Source organism: Actinomadura geliboluensis, assembly GCF_005889745.1.
Classification (GTDB): Bacteria; Actinomycetota; Actinomycetes; order Streptosporangiales; family Streptosporangiaceae; genus Spirillospora; species Spirillospora geliboluensis.
Genome location: NZ_VCKZ01000757.1, coordinates 1 through 1,096, shown reverse-complemented (window position 1 = coordinate 1,096; position 1,096 = coordinate 1). Strand labels below are relative to the sequence as shown.

The window sequence follows — 1,096 nt, the reverse complement described above, 5'->3', positions numbered from 1 at the left end:
GCCCCCCGCCCCGACCCCCGAAGGGACCACCCGATGAGATCACTGCGACTGCTGGCCGTGTCGCTGCTGCTGGTGCCGCTCGCCGCCGCGTGCGGCGGGGACGACGGCGGCGACGGCGGGACGACCGTCAAGTTCGGCTACACCGCCGACTTCGCCGGCGCGGCCACGCTCGCCGCCGCCGACAAGCTCGACCTGTGGAAGAAGGCCGGGCTGAAGCCGGAACTGAAGGTGTTCACCAACGGCCCGCTGCAGATCCAGGCGCTCGGCGCGGGCGACCTCGACTTCGGCTACATCGGCCCCGGCGCGACGTGGCTCCCCGCGTCCGGCAAGGCCAAGATCGTCGCGGTGAACATGCTCGGCCAGGCCGACCGCATCATCGCCACCCCGAAGTCGGGCATCAAGGACATCGCCGGGCTGCGGGGCAAGAAGGTCGCGGTGCCCGAGGGGACGTCCGGCGACATGCTGCTCCAACTCGCGCTGAAGAAGGCGGGGATGGCGCCGAAGGACGTCGAGCGCGTCCCGATGGACCCGAGCACCGTGGTCACCGCGTTCTCGTCCGGCAAGGTGGACGCCGCCGCGATCTGGTATCCGCTGATCGACACCATCAAGAAGCGCACCCCGGACCTGGTCGAGCTGTCGAAGAACGCCGACTTCTTCCCGGCCATGTCGTTCCCCAGCTCGTTCGTCGCCCGCAACGAGATCGTGAAGGACGACTCCGCCACCGCCCGCAAGGTCGTGAAGGTGCTGCAGGACGCCAACGACTGGGTGAACGGGCACACCACCGAGGCGGAGGAGACCGCCGCGAAGTTCCTCAAGGTGCCGCCCGCGCAGTTCAAGGGCTCGTCCGCCGTCACCAAGACGTTCACCTCCGCCGAGCTGATCGAGTACTCCGGCGACGGGACGGTGAACGGCTGGTTCAAGGGCCTGTCGGACATCTTCGTCGCGATGGGCAAGCTGCCGTCCTCCCCCGACCCCGCGACCTACTACACCGCCGACCTCTACACGAACGCCGCCGCCGGGAAGTGACCCGGTCCCCGGCCGGCGCGCGCCGGCCGGACCGCCGATGAGGAGGCACCACCCCCATGCCCCGTCCCCC

1 protein-coding gene is annotated in these 1,096 nt (G+C 70.2%); it reads left to right on the top strand.

The genetic code is table 11. The features are described from left to right. The first annotated feature begins 33 nt into the window (after positions 1 to 33). Positions 34 to 1,026: an aliphatic sulfonate ABC transporter substrate-binding protein gene (locus ETD96_RS44065; protein WP_138642390.1), complete on the top strand. Its 993-nt coding sequence runs from the start codon at positions 34 to 36 to the stop codon at positions 1,024 to 1,026. The last annotated feature ends 70 nt before the right edge of the window (positions 1,027 to 1,096 follow it).